This is a genomic window from Fictibacillus nanhaiensis (genome assembly GCF_023715445.1).
Classification (GTDB): Bacteria; Bacillota; Bacilli; order Bacillales; family Fictibacillaceae; genus Fictibacillus; species Fictibacillus nanhaiensis_D.
Map to the genome: position 1 here is coordinate 151,089 of NZ_JAMBOD010000007.1, position 22,931 is coordinate 174,019.

The window sequence follows — 22,931 nt, forward strand, 5'->3', positions numbered from 1 at the left end:
TTATTACGACGATATTTCAAAATACTGGTATACTATAACAAGAGATACTTAACCTTGTTGAGTAATTTTTTTACATGTAAAAAGGCTGAAATACATAATTTCGGTGGGGCTGAGAGGGGAAAGAGAACATGTGGAGAAACCGGAATTTTTTAATTTTAATGTTTGGTCTAGCTGTTTCGAGTACAGGTTTGTGGGTAGGAATTATCGGCAATCTTGAGTTTTTGCAAAAGAATGTGGAGTCATCCTTTTTGCAAGCGCTTATTATTCTAGCTGGTTTTCTTGTAGGGATATTTTTGGCACCAATGGCTGGAAGGATCATTGATCGAAGCAATAAGAAAAAAATCCTGATCTATGCTGGGTTTGCCAGATGTGTCGCTATCTTTTTTATGTATTTGGCTATAGCCTCCAACAACGTATGGTGGATGGTTGTCTATACACTTGTAATAGGTATTTCAGGAACTTTTTCACAGCCTGCTATGCAAACGATGCTTCCATTAATCGTGAAAAAAGAAGAGCTTTTAGATGCGAACGGCGTGAACATGAATATATTTACTGCTTCAAGGATTGTCGGAACTGCACTCGGCGGGGTGATGCTTGTCGGGATGTCACTTTTTGCTTTATATACGGTTACATTGGTTTCTTATATTATCCTGTTAATCTCAACATTCTTCTTGGATGTGGAGGAAAAACCGAAAGAAGTCAAAAAATCAGATAAAAAGGATAACTTCTTCAGAACACTTGGTGAACTGTACCCAATCGTGAAGAAGCAGCCGAAAGTGGTTTATGGAATCTTTTTATTGATTCCTGCTTATTTATTTCTATCGGGCTTCAATTTGATGGTTATTGAAATCAGTGACCTGCAGGACAATCCGGGGATAAAAGGCATTCTTTATACGACTGAAGGAGTTTGTGTGTTTATAGGAACCTTTTTATCGAAGAAATTTTTCCGTGATAACCCAAAGCTCTCCTATATGTTTGCGATTACGTTTATTATTGCGACAGCACACACATCCTTGTATTTAGCAGATCATCCGATCATGTCTATACTTTCATTCGGACTGTTTGGTCTCGCTGCAGGAACACTTTTTCCGGTAGTTACGACGATCTTCCAGACGGATGTTCCATCTGACTACCATGGAAGATTCTTCTCGATAAAAGGGATGGTCGATAATATCATCTTCCAGGCATTAATGCTTTTAACTGGGCTATTCCTGGATACGATTGGATTCTTTAACATGGTTATCGGATTTGGTTTAACATCCTTTATTATCGCATCTGTCATTCTTCTTCAATATATGGGAAAAGGTAACCGGAATAAAAAGGGACCCGTTTTTGTAACAAAATAAATCTTCAAAAGCTGACCCGAAAGGACGTGAAATAGGTTCTTTTGGTGTCAGTTTTTCTTTATTAGAAGTAAAGATGAGAGACCTTTATGCGAAACTCGCGCTGGATTGCCCCAAACTCCATAAGATTGAGCGAAACTCGCAATGGTTTGAGCGAAACTCCATGCAGGTTGAGCGAAACTCAGAATGTTTGAGCGAAACGAGCAGCCGATGGAGCGAAAACTCACTATTCTTGAGCGAACGTGTAATAATTAAAAGAACACGTACCGTAAAGCCCTTACTTATTATTAACGAAAGGTCAAATAAGCTACTTTCGACCATAACAGCAAGATTGAGGACGATTTCCTTGTTTTAGATTGATAAAATAGAGACGAGAATATAACGGTGGAGGGATGAAGGTGGAAAACGTAAATATATCGTTTGATGAAATGTGGGATAAGATCATGGAATGCGACAGGTCTTATGACGGGTTGTTTTATACAGCTGTTAAAACGACAAAGATTTTTTGCCGGCCTTCATGCAGATCCCGCAAGCCCAAAAAGGTCAACGTGGAGTTTTATGAGACGATCCCAGAATGTATAGAGGCCGGTTACCGAGCCTGTAAAAGGTGTCAGCCGGATATCGAACACTGCCCCCAGATCGATTTGGTACGAAAAACGACCGGGTATTTGTTGAACCATCTTAACAAAAGAATTGTGTTACAGGATATTGCTGATCATGTGGGTGTCAGTGCGTTTTATCTGGAGCGGCTATTCAAAGAAGAAATGAATGAAACGCCGCGTGAATATTTGGAGAAGATCCGCATTGATAAGGCAGGCTATCTTTTAAGAAACACGAAAAGAACAAATCTAGAAATATGTTATGAATCCGGATTTCAAAGTCCTTCTAATTTTTACAAAGCATTTCGGCGTGTGAAAAATTGTTCGCCAGGTGATTACCGTGATTCAGCTGGGATAAAGGAGTCATGTGATGCAATGGATTGATAATGGGACTTATATTGAAATATGTCCTCCTGAAGCGTTCTGCTTTAAAGAATGCCTTATATTCCTGGGAAGATCTGATTTAGAAGTACTGCATGATATTCAGGATCAGCGGCTTATGAAACTAGTAAAAGTAAATGGTGAACAGGTTCTGTTAAAAATCACAAGCAAAAATCATAGACTTATCGTCGAGTTTCCTCTTGGTGAACCATCGGGAAAAAGTAAAAAGGAAGCAGCGGATTTTATAATTGATTGGTTTGACCTTAAGAAAGACCTCTTGAATTTTTATGATGTGGCATCTAGAGATGTGATTTTACAGCCTTTAGCCGACAGGTATTATGGCTTGCGTATGATCGGAATTCCAGACTTGTTTGAAGCACTCACATGGGCAATCATGGGGCAGCAGATCAATTTGAAATTTGCCTACACGCTAAAAAAACGGTTTGTCGAACACTTTGGAGAAAAACGAGATTACGAGGGGAGATCATATTGGCTGTATCCAAATCCTGAAACGATTGCTGAACTTGAGTTAGAAGATTTGAGAAATCTGCAGTTTACAAGCCGTAAAGCAGAGTATGTACTTGGAGTAGCAAAAGAAATAGCTACTGGCCGGTTATCAAAAGACAGTTTGATCGATTTACGAGAACCGGTGAAGCAGCACCAAGCACTTTTATCTATAAAAGGTGTTGGAGCATGGACGGCAGATTACGTTATGATGAAATGTTTACTGGAGGCATCTGCATTCCCAGTTGCAGATGTGGGCCTTCATAATGCGATAAAAAAGCAGTTGAATCTGGAAACCAAACCGAAACTAGATGAAATTAGAGAAGCTGCGAAAAACTGGAGCGGCTGGGAAGCATATGCCACTTTTTATCTTTGGAGGTCGTTGTATGAGTAAACACTACATGCTAGACTATCATTCGCCGATTGGGGTCATTGAGATTATAAGCAGCGAGAAATCTATTCTTTCCATAATGTTTGTCAATAGAGATTTACCGGTTGAACATCAGTCTGAATTGCCAGAGATTTTACGAGATTGCTATAAACAGCTTCAGCAATATTTTAAAGGGGAGCGCAGGGTATTTACCTTTCCCTATGAAATAAGAGGGACTTCGTTTCAACAAACCGTATGGAATGCGCTTGTTCAGATTCAATATGCCGAGACTGCCTCATACCGTGATATTGCCAACTCTCTTAAAAAAGAGAAAGCAGTGAGGGCTGTAGGGAATGCGAATGGCAAAAATACACTAAGCATTGTAATACCTTGTCATAGAATTATAGGAACAAACGGAAGTTTAACAGGTTATGCCGGAGGTCTTTGGAGAAAAGAGTGGCTCTTGAATCACGAAAGAAAATTCAAGAAAATGAATTATATATTATAGTGATAAAACTTTTATCAATAATTCAAGATTATTTAAAATAATCGGATAATTCAATCATATTAAGGCTTAAGGATTAATTTCAAATTCTTTTAAAAAAGTCGAATCATTTTAATTTACAATATTAAGAAAAAGTATTAAAATGAGAAAGTTCCAAAAAATAGAAATATAGATATAGGGGGCATTCTCAATGAAAAACTTCTTAGCAGTAACAGCAGCTGCCGTACTTGCGCTAAGCGTAGGTTGCAGCAAGGAAGAAGAAAAGCCGAAAGAAGAAGCAAAACCAGCAGCAGCTACAGAGAAAAAAGAAAGTGCTAATACAGAAAAAATCACTCTTCTAAACTTTGAAGGTGAACTTATGCAGCAGCTTCGTCAGTATCATGCTGCATTCAACGCTTATGCTGCAGGTGCGGCAAAAGAAGGTGAAGAAGCACTTCCGAAAGAAGAGCTTGATACGCTAAAAGCTGATGCGAAAGCAGCTGGAGAAAAAGCGGTAGCTGAAATCCCATCTGTTGAAGTTCCAACTGACTTATCTGAAGAGAATCAAACAACGGTTAAAGCTGCATTAGAAGAACTAAAGAAGTCATATGAAGCTAAAGTTGCCGGCTTAGAAGACGAAGCAAAAGCAGCAGAAGCTGACGAGTTATTTACAGCTTTTGAAGAAAAATTAAACACAATTCATGAAGACTTAAAATTAATTCCTGGAAAATTCATCAACGAACTACAATAATAGAAGTAATTGAACTGCTGTCTCAAAAGAGGGAGCAGTTTTTCTATTTAAAGGAGGTTGATCCTTCCCATGGTACAAATAAGAGCAGAAAGAAATGAAGATCATCATGCCATTGCCAAATAAATGATGAGGTTTGACACGGTTTCATAGGATTTTCAAATTCGCATAGAGAATAGATAAGATATTCTATTCGTAAAGGAGATGTGTTTCATGAGTCTTGCTAAAACTGATGTCTCATCTGAGTATTTGCGTTCTGTGAAGTGCCGTTTTTCCGATGCGAAAAAGTATGCAGAGAGGACGTTTGAACACCTTAGTGAAGAACACTTGTTTTGGTATCCCAACGATGATTCCAACAGTATTGCTGTGATTGTCAAACACTTGAGCGGGAATATGATTTCGAGATGGACAGACTTTTTTTGAAAGTGATGGTGAGAAACCAGATCGCAACCGGGACGGTGAATTTGAAAATACCTTTTCTACTCGTGAGGAGATGTACAACGTCTGGAACAAAGGCTGGAGCGTGTTCTTTGAGGCTTTGAATAGCTTAACGGAGGAAGATCTGCTTCGAGAGATCTATATCCGGAATGAAGCGCACTCTGTCATGGACGCCATCGAGCGGCAGATGTACCACTATTCTTATCATATCGGGCAGATTATCTATATTGCAAAAATGCTAAAATCTGATGAATGGCAAACATTGACCATCCCCAGAAAAAAATAATTCCAATTTTCCAAAAATTAGTTTATAATAAAGCTATCTAATGAAAGGGGTGATGACAAGATGATAATGAAATTCAATAAGAACAGTCATGTCTTGTCCTTGCCCAACGGTTATAAAAAATAAACGTTTAATCGTGGCGCTCTGGATTCACAGGACTTCCAGGAGGTTTTTCTGATCAATAAACGTTAAAGCCAAACGGACAAAAATTATCCTTTGGCTTTTTTGTTATTGTCAGGACACCTGGCTTATTGAATAGTTTTTACTTAAAAAACTATTTGAAGAGGTGCCAAAACCAATGATGAAGTTGAGTACAATGTTAAAAGCAGCGAACACGGTTGACGGGGAATGGCGTAGTCCGTTGGCGGAAAAAATCCTTGAGCGATGGGGATACGATGAAGGCAGTGTTTTTGCCTTTCGGTATAGTGCTAACTTTATATTTATTTTTAAACGAAATGAACAAACCCATTTTCTAAGGTTTAATGAAGTGTCTGAGAAAGATCTAGCTTCACTTGAAGAAGAGATGAATCTATTAAACAAGTTAGCGGAGATACCCTTGCGTGTTTCAAAACCAGTTGTTTCATTAAACGGTAAGAAAGTGGAACGAATTGAAACAGAGCTAGGCGAATATTATGCTTCTGTATTCGAAGCCCTGTCTGGAAAACAGTACGAGATGGAAGAGCTTGAGTCGCATCAGTTTTTTACATGGGGAAGTACGCTCGGCAAGCTGCATGAAAAATTAAAGAAAACGGGTGTGACTTCTTGTGTTGATCGGATGACATGGAGAGATCATTTAAATGAAGTGGAGTGTATGCTTTCAAGTCAAGACAGTGCTGCGAAAAAAGAACTTGCAGCGCTAATAAAATGGGCAGAAAGCTTACCCGTTACAAAAGACAACTTTGGGCTCATTCATTATGATTTTGAATTAGACAATCTGCGATGGGATGGTAATCGTCTCGGAATGCTCGATTTCGATGATTGCGCCTACTATTGGTATGTTGCCGATATTGCTTATGCATTACGGGATTTGGAAGGAAAAAAGATGTCTAATCCTTTATTTGCTGAGTTTATAAAAGGTTATGTGAGCGAAACGAGCCTTGATTATCAGCTCCTGGAACAACTGCCGATGTTTCAGAGACTTCATGACCTAAGGATGTTTGCGAGATTGCTGCGTTCGGTTGATATTTTAGAATCTCCTGAGCATCCGGAGTGGATGGAGAATCTGCGAAAGAAGCTGGTTGTGAAGATTGAGAACTACCGTGCTTCTTTTGAAAAGTTGAATAAAGATAAAAAGGAGTTGTTATCATGAACCAAGCCTTGATTATTGTTGACGCACAACAGGATCTCATTGATGGAAGCGGAAAAGAGAGTCCTGTTTTTAATAAAGACTTATTGATAAAAAACATCAATTCAGTGATAGAAAAAGGCATAAAAGCTAAAGCGGCTATCATCTTTATTCGGGATGTAGATGTTGCAGAAGGAAAGGGAAAAGGATTTGAAGTGCATCAAGAGATAAATATACCTGCGGATGCGCTTATCTTTGATAAAAGTGCTACTAATGCTTTTTATGGCACGGATCTTCTGAACAGTATAAAGAAGAAGGAGATCAAACATGCAGTGATTTTGGGATGCAAAACTGAACATTGCATTGATACAGCTGTTAGAATGGCAACCGTAAATGGTCTGGATGTGACGTTAGTTGGTGATGGACATTCTACAACAGATTCAACAGTATTAAAGGCACATCAAATCATTGAACATCATAATAAGGTTCTGCACGGACATTACAATGTTGATCACTTTTCTGTCGTCAGGAACACGAGCGAAGATTTGTTCAGCCCGATTCATGATCAATACCGGTAAATAGACTTTTCATAGTCAGATATTTTTCCAGCCTGTATAATGTGAAGTGATAGGCTTTAACAATTTTAAGGAGGCGTAAGGATGAGTGAATTAACGTTTAAGAACTTTGAATTGTCACGAAGCTTTTTTCTGAAAAATGTAGAGGGAATGAATGAAGAAATTGCAAAGATTCAGCCGGAAGGATTCAATAACAATATTCTCTGGCATGTAGGGCATGTTCTATTAACAGCAGAGTATTTCATGTTCGGATATCCTGAGAAATCAACTCATCTGCCAATGAACTACATTGAGTTATTTAACAGAGGCACAAGCCCAGCGGATTGGAAAGGAGAAGTCCCTGCACTTGCAGATCTCAAATTACAGTTGAAGGAGCAAATAACACGAATTAGAGAAATTCCAAAAGAGCGTCTTCAAGAAAAGTTAGAAAAGCAAATTTTTGATTTCACAACGTTTGGTGAACTTGTTAATTTTGCTGTATTTCATGAAACGTATCACCTTGGCCAAATGCATGCGATGAAGCGTGTTATCGAAAAGTCTTCTATTGTTCAGCCTTAACAGTAACAAAATAGAATTTTAAAAAAATCCGTTACCCAATTGGGATAACGGATTTTTTTCTTACCATTTTATATGCGGAGTTGTTGGGTTTTTGTCGTGTTCAAGTAAAAATTGCTGAAGCCCTGAAAGATCATCTGAATTAATCAGGTCGACGCCTGCATCCATTAATTCCTTCCAGACTGCTTCCCGATTAGGAAGAGCTGCGTCAGGTGTTGCCCAAAAACGTACCATCTGTCCATTATTATGAGCTGTTTCTACAATCGAATGAAGTTTATCACGTTCAGATGCAGGCATTTCACCAACACCCTGCCACGTGAAATGTTTTGTCCAGTTATCACTGATTACTGGCATAAAGGTATTGGACACATTAGTTCCAAGATCACTTATTCTTCCATCGTAAGTGGCATAGCGAATCGGCTGTTCCATCATTAATTCATAAGGCCGGTTACCTGAAATAATAACAGTTACAGCTCCTTGTTTGACACCTGCTGCTGAAATGCGAGTTAGCATGTTTTGATAGTTTTTCAATTGTTCGTGGATAGCGTTATAAGTAGCCATATCTTCTGATTTGATGTCAATCCACAATAGAAAATCCTGACTTTTATACTCCTTGTAAACAGAACCTTGATTGTTTATTATTCTTTTTTTAAGAGGCTCTAAATAAAGCGTTTCTAATGTCCGATCTGACCGGACATCAATTTCGTCATGAGCAACTAAAAGCTTACCCTCTTTGAGCCATACATCTGCTTCAACACTTGTAAATCCATGATTTAGAGCATCTGCCAAAGGTTTGTCGTGTTCATAATCATTGTGTGCATGTGCTTTTGCAAGCGGAAGTACTGAAGAATTTTCGTTCGCCGTTGCTGGAGTAAAATTCATTGTAAAAAAGATGAGGGTCATGCAAATAAAGACAGTCCATTTTTTCATCACTATTTTCCTCCTGTTTTGTTTTCGGCTTAATCTTAATACAAAATCAAAGAGGAAAAAGGAAATAGGGGTAATGTTAACAAAGGATTTATAAACTTAACACACTATCTTATAAATTAACAATAAAAAAACAGTGGTTCCAGAAACGGACACCACTGTTTTTTTTGTAATAAAATATGTACTTCTTGCACAAGATTATGCTATTATAAAAAAGACGCACTTTTAATAATTATTAGTATAAGTTATACCCAATTATATTATATAACAAAAGGGAAGAGTGTGTCAACCTAAAATTTTGTTGTAGGGAGAGATCGGATGACGACTTGGAATCGGGAACAGCAAAATGAACAAAAACGAGTAGATGACGTGATTGAAAAGCTTTCTCTTGCAACTTCAAAACTTCATGAACATTTAGGCGGTAAATTGGCTGATGTGGTTCAGATTCGAAAGAACTTTTGGTCTGACGTTACTGTGAACTTAGACGACGTTTTTGAAGCGGCTGAAACGGCAGCAAGTATAAAACAGCAATCAGAACTTTTATCCGAGATCGAACGCAGTCATATTTCAGCGGAAAGCAGATTAAAAACGTATGAAAAACTGAAAAGATCACCTTATTTTGGACGGATTGATTTTAAAGAACAAGGTGAAAGGGATACGGAACGAGTTTACCTTGGCATTGCTTCCTATTATGATGAAGAGGAGAGCGATTTTTTAGTACATGATTGGAGAGCACCGATCTCTAGCTTGTATTATGACCATTCACTTGGGGAAGCAGCTTTTCGGGCACCAATGGGAACTGTAAAAGGTGAATTAAATTTAAAAAGACAATTCATTATTAAAAATGGCCGGATACAAGGCATGTTTGACACCGGGGAAGCAATTGGGGATGAACTTCTGCAGCAGGTCTTGGGGAATCAGGCAAATACTCAAATGAAAAGCATTGTTGCAACCATTCAAAAGGAGCAAAATTCAATAATACGGAACACGGATAGTGATTTGCTTATTGTTCAAGGTGCAGCAGGCTGCGGGAAAACCTCAGCAGCACTCCAGCGTGTAGCATACTTGTTATATCGGGATCGTGAAACTTTGCAATCCCATCATATCGTCCTTTTTTCACCCAACAATATGTTCAACAGCTATGTTGCGAACGTGCTTCCTGAGCTTGGTGAAGAAAATATGGAGCAAACTACTTTTCAAGCCTACATTGATCACCATTTAGCTAAAGAATTTTCTGTTGAAACTCCTTTTGAACAGATGGAAGATATCCTCTCTGGAAGCGGGGAGTCACAACGTCTTGAGGGGATAAAATTTAAAGCATCGTCAGACTTTTTAGAAGCAATTCATCGATATGTTGAGAAGCTTGGTGAATCAGGAATGCAGTTTTTAGATGTGAAATTTCGAGATAAAACAATAATCCGGGCAAAGCAGATCGGTGATTACTTTTATTCTCTGGACGATCGCGAAACGATTCCTTATCGGATGAAGCAAACGTCTCAGTGGCTCTTATATGAGTTAAAGAAAGCGGAAAGACGTGAACGCAAAAAGCCATGGGTTGAGAAGGAAATTCAGTTTTTAGATAAGTCAGTGTATACGAAACTCTATGAACAGCTTCAAAAGAGAAGTAAATATGGGGATGACTCTTTTAATGATCTGGAAAGTGAGCAAAAGGTTCTTTCAGCTTATGTAACAAGGTTGGCTTTTAAGTCTTTGCGTGATTCAATAGAAAACTTCTCCTTTTTAGATATGAAGAGTTTATATGCGAAATTGTTTCAGAAGAACAACAAAAGGCTGAACAACCATGAATTGTGGAGTCGAATTTGTAATCAAACACTGTTTAATCTTAAGCAGAATCACCTGTCAAATGAAGATGCTACTCCCTTTTTATATGTAAAAGAATTATTGATTGGCTTTCAAACCAATGCTGCAGTACGGCATGTATTTATTGATGAAGCTCAAGATTTTTCGCCATTTCAATTCGCATTTATCCAACGGATTTTCCCAAGAGCGAGATTAACCGTTCTCGGTGATTTAAACCAATCCATTTATGCACATGCTTCCGATCAATCATTTTCCATGCTGAAAAAATTATTAAATAAGAAAAATGTCGAAACTATTACACTTACAAGAAGCTACCGTTCGACAAAAGAAATCGTAGAATTTTCGAAAAGTCTTTTAAAAGTTGGAAGCTCGATTATCCCTTTTAACAGACCGGGAGAAAAGCCAACTGTCGTAAAGGCAGAAGGGGAAGCTCAACTTTTAGGGCAGTTAGAAACTCAAATTGATACGTGGGTAAAAGAAGGCCATGAAACAATCGCAGTAATCTGCAGGACTGCAAAAGAGAGCAGAAAGGTATATGAAAAGCTAAATTCGAAAATAGATGTAAGACTCATGATTAATGAGGATGCCGCTTTTCAAAAAGGGATCATCGTCATACCTTCCTATTTAGCTAAAGGCATAGAGTTTGATGCAGTGGCAGTCTATAATGCGTCCGGCTATCAAGACGAGCGTGAACGTAAACTGTTTTATACTGTTTGTACCCGGGCGATGCACGAGCTGGCCGTCTACTATGATGGATTACCATGTCCATTTATAAAAGAAGCTCCAAAAACGTTATACGAAATTAATTAATGTGCAAATCCGTTGTCTTCTGAGCAACGGATTTTTTTTATTTTGAAAAAAGGGTAACGATAAGAAAGAGGAGGGAAATCTATGCCTTTTGATTATGATCTTGATTTTGAAAATATCAATTTTTTGGGAATCCCGAAAAATATCGAGTAGGACACGGTGAACAGGGAGTTCTTCTTGTAGAGCCATATAAAAGTGAGATACTCCCTCATTGGCGCTTTAAGACACCTGAAGAAGCAAAAAATTCATCAGAGAAAATTACGAACAGTTTCTGGAGTACAAAAAGAAGAAAGATTTTGTCGGCGCAGACATGGCTCGAAAGTTTCTGCAGATGGGCTATACGCGTGCAAGGCGTTATACGAATTATAAGGGCGGAAGAAAATACAAAGAGAATGGTGAGATAAATAAACGCCAGATTGATCCTGTTAAAGCAAAATCAGCCGCAATCTTTGAAAAGTGGAAGCTTGCAAGGACAGATGAAGAATACTTGAAAATGAAAAAAGCACACCAAAAAGAGTTTGGGTGAACACCTCTTTACAACAGGAGGTGTTCTTTTTATTGTTCTCCGCCTCCGCCAAAACCACTGCCGCCGCTGGTGTGGCGGTTATCACCATACTGATAATTGGTGGTGTCACCAGGTTTGGATCCTGTATACGGAGGGTAATCTGGGTTATTATTGTTTTTCTTTCGTCTCCAGTCTATAAGGAAAGCTAAGACTAGAATACTTGCAAGAAAAATAAGTAACCAAGTCATGGAAGACACCTCCTTTTTAACCAAAAGTATGCTTAATGAGGTTCATTAAGTCTTATTAAATAAAACAGCAAAGAACTTACTATAACCTTAGTTGCTTGATCCTGTCGCATATTCGCTTTTATTTGCTTTTGACCGTTTCATGCCCTGAAACAAACTCTCCGAACAAGACATGATCCAGTGGTGCCACGTGGGAAACAAATTCGTTTAACAAGGCGTTCACTTCTGCGTCTGAATCAAATGCTTCCATCGTAATGCGGGCGTGTTTTTCTGATTGAAAGCGAAGCAAACCTATCCACAGTTCTTCATCTTCCTGAACCTCGAGTTTTTTTGGAATAGAAGAAACACCATAGTTTTTTGTGGAAGGTGATAATCTAAAGATTCGTTCTGTAACTCCGCCGTATTCCTGGAACTTTTTATTCGTTTGGGCACAAATCTCTAGGAACTTTTCTTCCATTTCTGGTTTGATTTTATAAAAATAGACAAGTAGATGCGCCATTTTTCAGACCTCCTTTTTAATTCAATTTTTTATGTACAACTTCTCGGTTTATTACAAACCCTAGTTTTTTATAGAAATTTTTTGCAATGGTGTTTACTAATTTTCATTCAGAGGATCCTCTCACAAGTTCATAAGGTTAAGTTCATTTTCCAATTTTATCATATTTTTACTAAAATAATTAGAATAGTTAGAAAATTATTATTAAGTTAACCTAAAAAATGTAATTTCTTTTGTTCACAAAACGTCCAAATGAAATGTGATTTCAATCACACAACTTCTTCTCAAATTCTTTTACGATAAAGTTGTAAAAAGAACTGAGGGGGAATTGACATGTTACAAGCAAGAACGATTGAAATCATTAAGTCAACCGTACCTGTATTAGAAGTCCACGGAGAAGCGATTACTTCCCGTTTTTATCAGCTGCTATTTCAAAAGCATCCAGAACTATTGAATATTTTTAATCATGCGAATCAGAAGAAAGGACGTCAGCAAGCGGCACTTGCAAACGCGGTATACGCCGCAGCTGCCAACATCGATAAGCTCGAAGCGATAATCCCAGTGGTAAAGCAAATCGCCCATAAGCACAGAAGCTTAGGAGTACAACCAGAGCACTACCCGGTTGTTGGTGAAAACTTATTGCTCGCGATTAAAGACGTACTCGGTGATGCGGCTACAGACGATATCATTAATGCTTGGGCAGAAGCTTACGGCGTGATCGCTGATGTATTTATCGGTGTAGAACGTGAGATGTATGAAGAAGCGGAACGGCAAAAAGGCGGATGGGAAGGGTTCAGAGCTTTCGTTGTTTCTGAAAAGGTTGAAGAAAGCAGTGTGATTACCTCTTTCTACTTAAAACCTCAAGATGGAGGTCCTATCGCAAACTTCAATCCTGGTCAATACGTAAGTGTAAGAATGGAAATCCCAGGTGAAAAGAACACACACGTCAGACAATACAGCTTATCAGATGCACCAGGCAAAGATTATTATCGTATCTCTGTTAAAAAGGAAACGGGTCTAAATTCACCAGATGGTGTTGTTTCTGTCTATCTGCATGAAGGTGTAAAAGCTGGAGACGTTCTTTATCTAAGTGCACCAGCTGGTGATTTTTACTTAGATACAAAAAGTGAAAAACCTGCAGTCCTTATCAGCGGAGGAGTTGGTCTTACGCCGATGGTAAGTATGCTGAAAACAGCAGCAGAAAGACAGCCTGGTCGTGAAATCACTTTTATTCATGCAGCAATTAACAGTAAAACACATGCTCTAAAAGATGAAGTAAAGAAAATCGCAGAAAACACGGAGAACATCTCAACTTATTTTGTATATGAAAAACCATTAAACGAAGACTTCGGATACGATCAAACGGGTTATATCGATGCAGCATGGCTTCGCAAAGTTTTACCGCTAAATACAGATGCAGTATACTATTTCTGTGGTCCGGTTCCATTTATGCGGGCAATCAATCATGCACTGCAAGAATTAAATATTCCGAAAGAAAACATCCACTTTGAATTCTTCGGTCCCGCAAGTGATCTCGAGAAAGAAAAAGTAAACGCCTAATACGGAAAAAACACCTTCCTAAATCATATGGAAGGTGTTTCTTTATGATGTGATCCAGTGGTCAAAGCTTTTTAACAAAGCTTTTCTTTTTATCAAGAGCAATGTTATTAAAATAAACAAGCTCAAAGCTGTAATCCCCGATCCTAGATAAATTCCGCCGAGAGTAAAGTAAATACTGATCCTAGGCGCGAAAAAAATCCATCCAACAATACCTAGTAGCCCGACACATAGATTCAACATGACACTTATAAAAAAGTGAGGGATAACCATCCCTGTATGCTTTACCATAAAAGCGGCATATCTGTAGCTGAGAGGCAATCCTGACAGTAAGAACAAGGTATAAACTATAATATTTAAATCGGCTTCACTGAGCAAAGAACCACTCCTTTTGTATTCTATTTATTCCACTGTAGAAGGAAACATTCCTTTGTGTATATTCCATCTTGAAACTCATATGGAAATGATATCGTCTAACGTTAAAAGGGGTGCTAAGGAATGAAAAAAGCTTTTTGAAAGTCTTTTTATTATTGTTGCTCGTAATGACAGGTTGTAATCAGTTGGATGCAGAGCCTATTGATGGAAAGGTCTCAGGTGCAGTGTTTGGGAGGGTTCAATCGGTAGCTGGAAGTCAGCCGATCGGCTTTGATTTAAAGAATATGAGTATAGATTGGGTGGAGAATTCGTACAAAGAAATTCAAACCTTAGCAGATCCGTGGCTTCAAACCTTAAAGCCTACACATGAAATAAACAAATTCCCATTAAAAAAATATATTCATATTTACTACAGCGATCCTTATGATCAGAATGAAAATATAGATTTGTTTATACCATACCCGAATGACGGAAAAGCCCATAAAAATATAATCCTAAAAGGGAAAGACAATGGCATGACACATTATTATGTGTTTGAAGGCGGGGAAAAGGAAACGGAAAGATTAATAGACTGGATGATGGACCACGAACCGAATTGAGTAAACAAAGGGCAAATGAATGCCCTTTTTATTTTTTATACAGAGTATGGTGCAAAGTTGGGGAACGGATGGTTCGCTTCATCTAATGATGAGAGACTTTTGATTTCTGCTATTTCCATGATTTCATTCCAGATTTTCATCACAGCAGGAGATTCGTGAGCGGCATCTTTTGCTTGATCTGATTTCCATTCGAAGATTTCTATGACCGTACCATCAGCAGCTTGCGCACGAATCGGTTCACGTGAAGTAATTAGATCTTCTGCTTCTAGTGTTTTGATGTGATTTTTTAAGACGGAATTTAGCTGTTCTTCTTTTCCCATGTTTGGCTGGTAAAGAGCCATCGTAATCAGTGCAGACATTTCTTTTTCCTCCTATGTAAGGCAGATTTCTTTAAGGGTGCTTTCCTCCTATTTTATCATAGGGAATATGTTTTATAGAGGGCTAAGCCGTACCGCATGGTTTATTGTGAAGATCCGCACGGTAACCTGATTGAAATTTACAGCCATAGTTACGAACTGACCTATTCAGATGGTGCATATTAAGAAATAAGAGGATGATTTCAATTGGAGTCTTCCTTTTTTACTGTTAATTAACATTTTTCATCTTGAAAAAAACAAATTCTGTTTTAAAATGCTTTTTTATCCTTCGATGTGTATATGAGAAAGACAATTTCATGAAAAAGACTAAAAAAATAGACCCGTTAAGGATAAGAATTCATTAATCCCACGTTAATTTCGAAATACCCACGTTATTTTAAATAATCCCACGTTAAGTGACCAAAATCCCACGTTAATTTTCATTTATCGAATTTTCGACATGGGTAGATAAAATATATACATAAATAATCCCCTTTTGTGAAATAAACGCTGCAGTAAGCAGCGTTTATTTCAGGATACCCAAATAATTTGCCCATGGACCCACATCTTCCTTATAGCGTTTTGCCATAATTCTTGTAATTTGTGTAATATGCGTTAAGTCATGAACAGCCCATGTAGAAAGCAATTCTCGTAATCTTACAGGACCGAATTCCGGATGGAGCGCTGTTTGTTCATAATCGGGTAGACCAGTGAGCTTGTTTTTAAGTGTATTGAGACTCTCTTCGCGGCATTGTTTAAATTCGAGCAGGAGTTGCTCTATGTCTTTTTCTTTATTAGATAGGTGAGAAAACCGGTCAAAAGGAGGGAAGGTGTAGCTTTCGCCTTTTGTAAGAATCATATTTATGCGAGGAATCCAGTTGACTTTTTCGCCCTCAATAAGATGAGCCACAACCTCAAGCGCATTCCATGTATCATCACCTTCGTTGCAAGTTAACCAGTCAGGAGAGAGACCAACTAAAAGGTGAGAGAGAGTTCCAGGTGTGCGTTCTAATAGTTCAATAGCTTCATTGATCTTGAAGTTCATATGAGCTTCCTTTCCTTTAAAATTCATTGATCTTTTTTACAACACTTTTTACTAAATCAATAGATTCATATATTTGATTATCTATCTCTAAAGCATGGTTCGCTCCATTCGGAATAAAATAATCTATCTTTTTATTTACCTGTAATTGTTCAATGTTTTCTTTATTATAGAAAGGATCCTTATCTCCAATTATACATAGTCCTTGATTTTGACTATTCAGCATAGCCTCAAAAACTAATTTTTCTTTCAAATGTGGTGTTAACCAAACAGCCTTCGCGTTACTTAAAGGATAAAAGTTTAACGCTTCTCCCATCGCTATACAGCCAAATGATTTCCCAATGAGGTAATAAGATTTAAAATCAGCACCATGTAAAGTTTCGTTAAGGACTGCCATCACATCCGCGATTACTGCACGTTTGAGTTCCTCGAATGTAAAATGGTCATAGTGATCTGTTTGGTACTGATAGTTTATATGCAGGACATCATAACCTTTATTTAAGAATGCGCCAGTTGCGAAATGCAGTATAGGTGACCTAACTGTATAACCTACACCAGGGAGTATTATAGCTAGTCCCTTTGGGTTTTCAGTCTTACTAATAAATCCATAAGGTATTGTCATATCTTTGTAGCCGGTAGTCGTACCTGCACTTACTTTCATATGTATGGCCTCCATTAATATAAATACTATTGAAAAAGGGTTGATTATAATATCGTATCGAACAGTTGAACCATTAAATGGTTTTTGTTTTCAAACTCAAGAAAAAGTTCTAGATGCCATTTGTTAAGTGCTCTTTGATAGTTATTTTGCAAAATCCCTTGATGTAGCGTTTCATAGCTGTTTTTGATTTCATAGTTAGGTCCTTCATGAGTGATTACAGCGTACTTTTGTTGCGGAACAGTGAGAGTGACCATGTCTCTCGGAATGTCCTCATATTTATCGACCTGAACACAAACCCAATAGCCATCTTCATTTTCAGAAGCTGCATCAACAATAAAGGCTCCTATTTGGTGATCAGGAGAAATCACGTTTTTTATATCTTTTAAACGATGCTGTAAGTTTAGTGATGCTTTTGAAATCTCTTGTAGGTACTGATCACCTTTGCAAAGTACTCTAAAACCAACCAGTTGTTGTTCGCCTAAATCTTTTATCGTTATTTTCTCTTGAAGGATTTTTCCACTCATAAAAAACTCCTTTCTATGTTTCATAACGTTTTCTATTAAAATGATTCCCATCCTTTATTTTCCTTAAATGTGTTCTCCTTTAGATTCGCTTTTCCTTTAATTATCAATTCTATAATTCCTTTTACCTGTTATAGATTAAATTACATATACCAAATGACCGAATATTGTGAAAGGTACTTATCCAAAGTCTATGTAAATGTTAAAATGTTGGTGAAACGTTTCGATTGATGGAGAATATAAAACGGAAAGGGGTATTAGTTTATGAGACCAGCAAAGGTTATAAGTTTTCTTTTAATGTTTAGTCTTTTGGCCAACTTGTTTGTAACACCTACAGCAACGGCTGCTGATCTAGGAAAAGACCTTGCTTTTCAGGTAGAATTGAAAGCGATTGCAAATAAAACGTATAAATACTTTCAAGATCACACAGATCCCGTGACAGGGATGACATATGACGAAACTCGCTATACGGTTGAAGGTAAGAAGAATGCAACCCACACATCGCCAACAAATATTGGGATGTACATGATGAGTACAGTATCTGCCCAGCAGTTAGGAATCATCAGTGAAGATGAGGCAGTGAAACGCATACAAGTAACACTAAATACACTTGAAAAATTAGAAAAATGGAATGGTTTATTTTATAACTGGTATAACACGAAAGACGGATCACTTAAGAAAGACTGGGGACAGTTCATCTCTCAAGTGGATAACGGCTGGCTTTCAGCGGGATTGATTGTGGTCGGACAAGCATACGAAGAGCTGAATCCTCAAACAAGCGAATTAGTAGAAAACATGAACTATACAACACTTTATGATCCTGAAGTAGGTCAGTTCCGCGGGGGATATGACGTTGCTCAAGGTAAATTAACGGACCATCATTACGGATTGTTCAATACAGAACCGCGTGTGGCAAGCTACATTTCCATCGGAAAGGGCGACGTACCAAGCGAGCACTGGTGGAAGATGTACCGAACGATGCCAGCAAGCTGGGATTGGCAGGCTCAAGTCCCAAAAGGACATGATGCTGTATACGATGGAGTGACCGTATTTGAAGGTTATTATGAATATAAAGGAGTAAAATTTGTACCGAGCTGGGGCGGAAGCATGTTTGAAAGCCTCATGCCGGGGATCGTATTAAAAGAGAAGGATCTAGGAAAGAATGCATTAGGCTTAAACAACAAGCGACACGTTGAACTTCAGCAGGCCTTTGCAGAAGAAAAAGGATATCCAGCATGGGGATTCTCACCGGCTGCTACACCTGACGGATACAGTGAATTCGCAGCAACACCGCTTGGCACATCTGGTTACAAAGACGGTGCAACTATAACAGCACATGCTTCGTTCCTCGCACTTGACTATGATCCAGAAGCTGTAAAAGAAAACATTCAAGCTTTAAGAGAATTAGATACTTACAGCAGGTACGGTTTCTATGATTCTGTTAACGTTGAGACCGGCGATATTGCAAAAGCGTATCTTGCACTAGATCAAGGAATGATCATGGTATCGATCGCTAACTATTTAAAGGATGGCGTAATTCGTGACTACTTCCATCAGGATCCAATCGGTAAAAAACCGGAAGAACTGCTTAAAAAAGAAGTGTTTTCGATTCAATAATAATAAAGTGAGCACCCCATCCCTTGAGGATGAGGGTGCTTAGTTATGAATAAGACACTTAGACCCGATGAACGGGGGAAACATCTTAATGAACTAGCTTCACTTGCTGCTTCAATATTTTGCCGCTTGCGTTACGAGGAAGTTCTTTTACAAAAGAATATAGTCTAGGAAGCTTATATTCTGCTAAATGCTTTGATACAAATGAATGTAATTCTTCTACTGTTACTTCTTCTTTCAATACGACTACCGCTCTAACGGTTTCGCCCCATTCATCATGTGGCACACCAATCACACACGACTCGAGAACAGCTTCATGCTTAGCAAGAACTTCTTCAATCTCACGAGGATAAATATTAACACCGCCGGAGATGATCACATCTTTTTTCCGGTCAACAATGTAAACATATCCTTTTTCATCTTTATATGCTATATCACCCGTATATAACCATCCGTTTTGAATTACAGCAGCGGTTTCATCCGGATTATTGTCATATTCGAGCATAAGGCTGTCACCGGTAAGAAGAATCTCACCATATTCATGAGGAGAGGTATCCGTACCATCTGGACGTACAACGCGAAGCTCCATATTAATGGTAGGATGTTTTCCGATACTGCCGGCATTTTCTAGATGTTCTTCTGGATAGAGAAGAATTCCGTTTGGGCCAGCTTCTGTCAAACCATAAACTTGGTAAAAGTTCTCGTTTTGAAAAGCCTTTTTTACATGATAGTAAGAAGCTAGTGCAAGAGGTCCTCCTCCGTAAGCAAAAACACGCATGCTGGATAAATCATAGGATGATAGTTCTGTATCTTTCGCTGCTAGTAAGTACGCAACGGGTGCGGCAAATGAAAAGGTGGTTTTTTCCTGGTGAATCCACTGTAAGAAAGCTTTTGGTGTGAAGTCACCGATTACATGAGTAGTGCCGCAGTAGAGTCCGCTCATAAAGAACGTGTTCAAAGGTGCAGAATGGGATAGCGGCATTAGAGTTAACATGGAATCTCGGTGTGAAAGGGTGAAGTTGATGGAAACAGCTGAGGCAATGGCAAGAATTCGTTCATGGCTGAACACCACTCCTTTAGGAGTTCCCGTTGTTCCTGAAGTGAACAAAATTTCACATACGTCTCTTGGATCAATCGGTACGTTCAGGTTTTCTTCAGAGAGAGCTGCTGCGACTGCTGTGGATTCCTGGATAGAAAAAAGTTGTTTAATAGAGAGTGCTTCTGTTAATTGGCTGATAGAAGACTGCAGTTCACTTTCATAGAAAAGAGCAGAAGCGCTGGAATTTTGAACGATAGCTTTCAATTCTCCTGCGGTCAGCTTAATATTCATAGGCATAGGAATAGCACCAATTTTCATTACGGAGAAAAAGGCATAAAAAAAGTGCTCGTTGTTTCGTGACATTACTGCTACACGGTCACCTCTTTTTATTCCTTGGCTTTGAAGGTATCTTGCCAGCTGATTGCATGTGCGGTTCATATTCCCGTATGTAAGCCGGTTTGAAGCTGTAATAAAAGCATCTTTATCAGGAAATTTCCTTGCGTTTCTTTCAAGAACACCATGAATGGTTGCGTTCATATCGATCAGCTCCTAATAGAATGAAATATATATTTCATCCGCCTTTTACGGACGTGCTGCTGTTCTTGTTATGATTTTGATATTTTTCTTTGTAGGATATGATGTCTTCTTTTAGCATTTGAAGCTGCAAAATTTGTTCATTAATCTCATTGATTTTTTCATCAGCAAATTCTATGATTCTTCTTTTCTCCTCATCTCCTTCAGGGTTCGTCTCATACAAATCAATCATTTCTTTAATTTGTTGCAGACTGAACCCCAATTTTTTTCCACGCAAGATCATCTTTAAACGCCTGCGTTCTCTGTTTGTATAACTCCGCTGCTTTGTCATGATTTCTCTATTTTCTGAGATAAGCATGCCAATTTCTTCGTAATAGCGGATGGATCGGGAACTGATATCAAACATAGCGGCTAATTCACTGATCGTATACAGCTTATCTTTTGTCATGATGGTCTCCTTCTAGTTGACGTTAACGTTATCTTAATTTTATAATAATTCTGAAAATAAGATTCTGTCAATTGAAAAAGGAGTGAATTTCGATGAACATAGCCTCGAAGGATCAGACGGTAAAAGGTAAGAATACGTATACCTTTGATGAATTTATTAACAAGCGTCAAAACCTGGATTGGTACCGGGACGAACCTTTTTTGCAAAAAGCTCTACAACACTTTGCGGGTTCTGATTATGAAGGCTTGCATAATTCCCTTCAATCCTTTTCTCCAAAGGTTTCTTCAAAGTGGAACCGCTTGGCTGAGCAGAACGCCAGACCTGAAGTTCGTCCTTACATGCTTCATTACGATGCATTCAATAACCGTATTGACCGGATTGTTCGTCCTATGGAAATTCACCAATTAGAAAATGAAGTGTTTGGGGAAGGGTTATTTTCAGACCAAATGTCACACTGGGAAAGCTTTGTGAAGCGAATGCTTATCCACCAGCTGGGTGAGGCTGGGGTAGCTTGTCCGTTAACGTGCACCATTGGATTGATTGCGTTACTAGAGGAATATCCAGATGAAAACCATCCTGAACTTCAGCAGATTTTACAGCACACGAAAGAGGGAATCGATGCGGACTTTGCGATTGGTGCCCAGTTTATGAGCGAAATTCAGGGAGGTTCAGATCTGCCGGCCAATGTTCTCGAAGCCGTGCCAGACGGGAAGAACTATCGGTTGTATGGAAACAAATTCTTCTGTTCTGTAGCACATGCAGATTATTCAGTCGTAACTGCTAAAATTACAGGGTCTGATAAAGTATCCACGTTTATTGTTCCGTCATGGCTTCCTGGTGATAAAGAAAAAGAAAAAAGAAACAGCTATCAAATCAACAGGATCAAATGGAAAATGGGAACGGCTGAACTTCCGACAGGAGAGATTCATTATAATGGTACATTAGCTTATCCGGTGGGGCCAGAAGGGAAAGGGATTGCCGTTGCAGTGGGAATTGTCCTCACACTTTCAAGGCTTGAAATTGGTATTGCCTGTGCCGGATTTATGCTCCGGGCAGCGCGAGAGGCAAAGCTTTATGGTGATTATAGAACTGTATTCGGAAAGAAAGTGAAGGATTATCCATTATCGGCAAGGACTTTAAAACGAGTTGAAAATGCAGCAGAACGGACGACAGCAGGTGCATTTAAGATTTATGACCTGTTCTTAAAACTGGATCAGCCATTAAATCCTGGCATTCCAAAGGATCAGCCACTGGAATTAAGAAAACAGCTGTTCAACTTAAGAGAGCTTGTTTTATTGCAAAAGATCTGTGCAACGAATGAGGGAGCAGAAGTGCTGCGTGATGCTATTTCTATTTTCGGCGGTCATGGGGTGATGGAGGAGTTCTCTTCACTGCCTCGTATATTCCGTGATGTTATCGTCAACGAACAGTGGGAGGGACCTCGCAATCTGCTTTTAACTCAAATTTACAAAGACATTCAAAGAGTTGCAGACTGGTATCCGCCGGCTGAATTTGTTGCAAGTGTTCTGAAGGGTGCGCCAGAGACAACAATTCAGGAATACACGAGAAAATTAACCGATTTATTGCAAAAACCAGTTTGCGGAGACGTTTCAGACGACTCAATTGAGGCTGCAGAAGAGTGGGATGCGTTCTGTGATGGGTTTTTTAAGGCATATCAGACGGTTGCTCTTCAGGAAATTCAATGACCTGAGCGAAAACCGAGGGTGTTTGAGCGAAACTAGGGTAGTTTTGAGCGAAACACGATTATTCTGAGCGAAACGAGACCACTTTTGAGCGTAAGTTGAAGTTCCTGAGCGAA

General features: G+C 38.7%; 22 protein-coding genes and 3 pseudogenes. 16 read left to right on the plus strand and 9 right to left on the minus strand.

The features are described from left to right. Positions 1-128 precede the first annotated feature (128 nt). The 9 genes and pseudogenes from M3196_RS17205 to M3196_RS17245 all read left to right on the plus strand — a co-directional run bounded on the left by M3196_RS17205 (position 129) and on the right by M3196_RS17245 (position 7,568). Positions 129-1,346, plus strand: a complete 1,218-nt coding sequence (locus M3196_RS17205; RefSeq protein WP_251323565.1) for an MFS transporter — start codon at positions 129-131, stop codon at positions 1,344-1,346. A 389-nt stretch (positions 1,347-1,735) separates the two neighbouring features. After that, positions 1,736-2,326: a bifunctional transcriptional activator/DNA repair enzyme AdaA gene (locus tag M3196_RS17210; protein ID WP_425311027.1), complete on the plus strand. Its 591-nt coding sequence runs from the start codon at positions 1,736-1,738 to the stop codon at positions 2,324-2,326. Beyond that, positions 2,313-3,221, plus strand: coding sequence for a DNA-3-methyladenine glycosylase family protein (locus M3196_RS17215; RefSeq protein WP_251323567.1), 909 nt, complete (start codon positions 2,313-2,315; stop codon positions 3,219-3,221). The genes M3196_RS17210 and M3196_RS17215 overlap by 14 nt, the downstream gene beginning before the upstream one ends. Then, entirely contained in the window at positions 3,214-3,705 is a 492-nt protein-coding gene (locus tag M3196_RS17220) for a methylated-DNA--[protein]-cysteine S-methyltransferase (protein ID WP_251323568.1), read from the plus strand. Before M3196_RS17215 ends, M3196_RS17220 begins: the two co-directional genes overlap by 8 nt. Before the next feature lie 187 nt (positions 3,706-3,892). Then, positions 3,893-4,432, plus strand: a complete 540-nt coding sequence (locus M3196_RS17225) for a hypothetical protein (protein ID WP_251323569.1) — start codon at positions 3,893-3,895, stop codon at positions 4,430-4,432. 210 nt (positions 4,433-4,642) lie between these two features. Further along, positions 4,643-5,153: pseudogene (locus M3196_RS17230) on the plus strand (DUF1572 family protein). Between the two features lie 295 nt (positions 5,154-5,448). Then, a complete protein-coding gene (locus M3196_RS17235) occupies positions 5,449-6,459 on the plus strand; it encodes a phosphotransferase enzyme family protein (RefSeq protein WP_251323570.1) in 1,011 nt (336 codons plus the stop codon). Further along, positions 6,456-7,013: an isochorismatase family protein gene (locus M3196_RS17240; protein WP_251323571.1), complete on the plus strand. Its 558-nt coding sequence runs from the start codon at positions 6,456-6,458 to the stop codon at positions 7,011-7,013. Before M3196_RS17235 ends, M3196_RS17240 begins: the two co-directional genes overlap by 4 nt. Before the next feature lie 81 nt (positions 7,014-7,094). After that, positions 7,095-7,568: a DinB family protein gene (locus tag M3196_RS17245; protein ID WP_251323572.1), complete on the plus strand. Its 474-nt coding sequence runs from the start codon at positions 7,095-7,097 to the stop codon at positions 7,566-7,568. A gap of 60 nt (positions 7,569-7,628) precedes the next feature. On the opposite strand, the gene M3196_RS17250 is transcribed toward M3196_RS17245, so the two are convergent. After that, positions 7,629-8,495, minus strand: coding sequence for a phosphatidylinositol-specific phospholipase C/glycerophosphodiester phosphodiesterase family protein (locus M3196_RS17250; protein ID WP_251323573.1), 867 nt, complete (start codon positions 8,493-8,495; stop codon positions 7,629-7,631). A gap of 315 nt (positions 8,496-8,810) precedes the next feature. Between M3196_RS17250 and helD the strand changes: the two genes are divergently transcribed. Together helD and M3196_RS17260 are read left to right on the plus strand one after the other, a co-directional pair. Beyond that, positions 8,811-11,123, plus strand: a complete 2,313-nt coding sequence (gene helD / locus M3196_RS17255; RefSeq protein WP_251323574.1) for an RNA polymerase recycling motor HelD — start codon at positions 8,811-8,813, stop codon at positions 11,121-11,123. Between the two features lie 81 nt (positions 11,124-11,204). Further along, a pseudogene (locus M3196_RS17260) lies at positions 11,205-11,646 on the plus strand (DUF4385 domain-containing protein). A gap of 29 nt (positions 11,647-11,675) precedes the next feature. On the opposite strand, the gene M3196_RS17265 reads toward M3196_RS17260, so the two are convergent. Continuing rightward, entirely contained in the window at positions 11,676-11,873 is a 198-nt protein-coding gene (locus tag M3196_RS17265; protein ID WP_251323575.1) for a hypothetical protein, read from the minus strand. A 118-nt stretch (positions 11,874-11,991) separates the two neighbouring features. After that, entirely contained in the window at positions 11,992-12,369 is a 378-nt protein-coding gene (locus M3196_RS17270) for a hypothetical protein (RefSeq protein WP_251323576.1), read from the minus strand. Between the two features lie 330 nt (positions 12,370-12,699). Between M3196_RS17270 and hmpA the strand changes: the two genes are divergently transcribed. Together hmpA and M3196_RS17280 are read left to right on the plus strand one after the other, a co-directional pair. Further along, positions 12,700-13,926, plus strand: a complete 1,227-nt coding sequence (gene hmpA / locus M3196_RS17275; protein ID WP_251323577.1) for an NO-inducible flavohemoprotein — start codon at positions 12,700-12,702, stop codon at positions 13,924-13,926. Between the two features lie 509 nt (positions 13,927-14,435). After that, positions 14,436-14,897 carry a hypothetical protein gene (locus tag M3196_RS17280; RefSeq protein ID WP_251323578.1) on the plus strand — a complete coding sequence of 154 codons (462 nt, stop codon included), beginning with the start codon at positions 14,436-14,438 and terminating at the stop codon, positions 14,895-14,897. A 35-nt stretch (positions 14,898-14,932) separates the two neighbouring features. On the opposite strand, the gene M3196_RS17285 is transcribed toward M3196_RS17280, so the two are convergent. Next, a complete protein-coding gene (locus tag M3196_RS17285) occupies positions 14,933-15,256 on the minus strand; it encodes a hypothetical protein (protein ID WP_251323579.1) in 324 nt (107 codons plus the stop codon). Positions 15,257-15,340: 84 nt separating this feature from the next. Here M3196_RS17285 and M3196_RS17290 point away from each other — a divergent pair. Continuing rightward, positions 15,341-15,439 (plus strand): annotated as a pseudogene (locus tag M3196_RS17290) (glyoxalase); the annotation flags it as partial. 340 nt (positions 15,440-15,779) lie between these two features. Here M3196_RS17290 and M3196_RS17295 read toward each other — a convergent pair. Genes M3196_RS17295 through M3196_RS17305 form a run of 3 tightly spaced genes read right to left on the minus strand, consistent with a single transcriptional unit; the run spans position 15,780 to position 17,480 of the window. Further along, entirely contained in the window at positions 15,780-16,298 is a 519-nt protein-coding gene (locus M3196_RS17295; protein WP_251323580.1) for a DinB family protein, read from the minus strand. Positions 16,299-16,314: 16 nt separating this feature from the next. After that, positions 16,315-16,956, minus strand: a complete 642-nt coding sequence (locus M3196_RS17300; protein WP_251323581.1) for an alpha/beta family hydrolase — start codon at positions 16,954-16,956, stop codon at positions 16,315-16,317. A 44-nt stretch (positions 16,957-17,000) separates the two neighbouring features. After that, positions 17,001-17,480: a GyrI-like domain-containing protein gene (locus tag M3196_RS17305; RefSeq protein ID WP_251323582.1), complete on the minus strand. Its 480-nt coding sequence runs from the start codon at positions 17,478-17,480 to the stop codon at positions 17,001-17,003. A 261-nt stretch (positions 17,481-17,741) separates the two neighbouring features. On the opposite strand from M3196_RS17305, the gene M3196_RS17310 reads away from it, so the two are divergent. Continuing rightward, positions 17,742-19,094: a glucoamylase family protein gene (locus tag M3196_RS17310; protein ID WP_251323583.1), complete on the plus strand. Its 1,353-nt coding sequence runs from the start codon at positions 17,742-17,744 to the stop codon at positions 19,092-19,094. 85 nt (positions 19,095-19,179) lie between these two features. Here the strand turns inward: M3196_RS17310 and M3196_RS17315 are convergent, their stop codons facing one another. Together M3196_RS17315 and M3196_RS17320 are read right to left on the minus strand one after the other, a co-directional pair. Then, positions 19,180-20,667, minus strand: a complete 1,488-nt coding sequence (locus tag M3196_RS17315) for a class I adenylate-forming enzyme family protein (RefSeq protein WP_251323584.1) — start codon at positions 20,665-20,667, stop codon at positions 19,180-19,182. A 34-nt stretch (positions 20,668-20,701) separates the two neighbouring features. Beyond that, a complete protein-coding gene (locus M3196_RS17320; protein WP_251323585.1) occupies positions 20,702-21,112 on the minus strand; it encodes a MerR family DNA-binding protein in 411 nt (136 codons plus the stop codon). 92 nt (positions 21,113-21,204) lie between these two features. Here M3196_RS17320 and M3196_RS17325 point away from each other — a divergent pair, with 92 nt between their 5' ends. Next, positions 21,205-22,818: an acyl-CoA dehydrogenase family protein gene (locus M3196_RS17325; protein WP_251323586.1), complete on the plus strand. Its 1,614-nt coding sequence runs from the start codon at positions 21,205-21,207 to the stop codon at positions 22,816-22,818. The last annotated feature ends 113 nt before the right edge of the window (positions 22,819-22,931 follow it).

Excerpts from the sequence above, each read along its gene's own strand:
- M3196_RS17205 (WP_251323565.1), top strand. The coding sequence starts at position 129 with ATGTGGAGAAACCGGAATTTTTTAATTTTAATGTTTGGTCTAGCTGTT.
- M3196_RS17210 (WP_425311027.1), top strand. The coding sequence starts at position 1,736 with ATGAAGGTGGAAAACGTAAATATATCGTTTGATGAAATGTGGGATAAG.
- M3196_RS17215 (WP_251323567.1), top strand. The coding sequence starts at position 2,313 with ATGCAATGGATTGATAATGGGACTTATATTGAAATATGTCCTCCTGAA.
- M3196_RS17220 (WP_251323568.1), top strand. The coding sequence starts at position 3,214 with ATGAGTAAACACTACATGCTAGACTATCATTCGCCGATTGGGGTCATT.
- M3196_RS17225 (WP_251323569.1), top strand. The coding sequence starts at position 3,893 with ATGAAAAACTTCTTAGCAGTAACAGCAGCTGCCGTACTTGCGCTAAGC.
- M3196_RS17235 (WP_251323570.1), top strand. The coding sequence starts at position 5,449 with ATGATGAAGTTGAGTACAATGTTAAAAGCAGCGAACACGGTTGACGGG.
- M3196_RS17240 (WP_251323571.1), top strand. The coding sequence starts at position 6,456 with ATGAACCAAGCCTTGATTATTGTTGACGCACAACAGGATCTCATTGAT.
- M3196_RS17245 (WP_251323572.1), top strand. The coding sequence starts at position 7,095 with ATGAGTGAATTAACGTTTAAGAACTTTGAATTGTCACGAAGCTTTTTT.
- M3196_RS17250 (WP_251323573.1), bottom strand. The coding sequence starts at position 8,495 with ATGAAAAAATGGACTGTCTTTATTTGCATGACCCTCATCTTTTTTACA.
- helD (WP_251323574.1), top strand. The coding sequence starts at position 8,811 with ATGACGACTTGGAATCGGGAACAGCAAAATGAACAAAAACGAGTAGAT.
- M3196_RS17265 (WP_251323575.1), bottom strand. The coding sequence starts at position 11,873 with ATGACTTGGTTACTTATTTTTCTTGCAAGTATTCTAGTCTTAGCTTTC.
- M3196_RS17270 (WP_251323576.1), bottom strand. The coding sequence starts at position 12,369 with ATGGCGCATCTACTTGTCTATTTTTATAAAATCAAACCAGAAATGGAA.
- hmpA (WP_251323577.1), top strand. The coding sequence starts at position 12,700 with ATGTTACAAGCAAGAACGATTGAAATCATTAAGTCAACCGTACCTGTA.
- M3196_RS17285 (WP_251323579.1), bottom strand. The coding sequence starts at position 15,256 with ATGTCTGCACTGATTACGATGGCTCTTTACCAGCCAAACATGGGAAAA.
- M3196_RS17295 (WP_251323580.1), bottom strand. The coding sequence starts at position 16,298 with ATGAACTTCAAGATCAATGAAGCTATTGAACTATTAGAACGCACACCT.
- M3196_RS17300 (WP_251323581.1), bottom strand. The coding sequence starts at position 16,956 with ATGAAAGTAAGTGCAGGTACGACTACCGGCTACAAAGATATGACAATA.
- M3196_RS17305 (WP_251323582.1), bottom strand. The coding sequence starts at position 17,480 with ATGAGTGGAAAAATCCTTCAAGAGAAAATAACGATAAAAGATTTAGGC.
- M3196_RS17310 (WP_251323583.1), top strand. The coding sequence starts at position 17,742 with ATGAGACCAGCAAAGGTTATAAGTTTTCTTTTAATGTTTAGTCTTTTG.
- M3196_RS17315 (WP_251323584.1), bottom strand. The coding sequence starts at position 20,667 with ATGAACGCAACCATTCATGGTGTTCTTGAAAGAAACGCAAGGAAATTT.
- M3196_RS17320 (WP_251323585.1), bottom strand. The coding sequence starts at position 21,112 with ATGACAAAAGATAAGCTGTATACGATCAGTGAATTAGCCGCTATGTTT.
- M3196_RS17325 (WP_251323586.1), top strand. The coding sequence starts at position 21,205 with ATGAACATAGCCTCGAAGGATCAGACGGTAAAAGGTAAGAATACGTAT.